1 protein-coding gene is annotated in these 621 nt (G+C 70.7%); it reads right to left on the bottom strand.

Annotated elements, in window-relative coordinates; genetic code table 11:
• Positions 1–6 precede the first annotated feature (6 nt).
• Positions 7–621: electron transfer flavoprotein subunit beta/FixA family protein (locus VKA29_RS10555; protein ID WP_324785078.1), on the bottom strand; the 615-nt coding region annotated here is incomplete at its 5' end.

Raw genomic sequence — 621 nt, forward strand, 5'->3', positions numbered from 1 at the left:
GGCGGGTCAGATGAACTTGCGCTCCGCGAGGAAGGCGGCGAGCTGCCTGCCGCCCTCGCCCTCGTCCTTGACGATCGTGCCCGCGGTGCGGGCCGGACGGGCGGCGGCCGATGCGACCACCGTGTAAGCGCCCTCCAGGCCGACCTCTTCGGCGTCGATGTCCAGGTCGGACAGGTCCCAGGACTCGACCGGCTTCTTCTTGGCCGCCATGATGCCCTTGAACGACGGGTAACGCGCCTCGCCCGACTGGTCGGTCACCGACACCACCGCCGGCAGCGACGCCTCCAGCTGCTCCGAGGCCGTGTCACCGTCCCGGCGGCCCCTGACCACACCGTCCTCGACCGACACCTGCGACAGCATCGTCACCTGCGGCACCCCCAGCCGCTCCGCCACCAGCGCCGGCACGATCCCCATCGTGCCGTCGGTGGAGGCCATGCCGGACACCACCAGGTCGTAACCCGCCTTCTCGACCGCCTTCGCCAGCACCAGCGAGGTACCGATCGCGTCGGTGCCGTGCAGGTCGTCGTCCTCGACATGGACCGCCTTGTCCGCACCCATCGACAGCGCCTTGCGCAGCGCGTCCCTGGCGTCCTCCGGACCCACCGTCAGAACGGTGACCTC

The organism is Streptomyces sp. H51 (genome assembly GCF_035656535.1).
GTDB lineage: Bacteria > Actinomycetota > Actinomycetes > Streptomycetales > Streptomycetaceae > Streptomyces.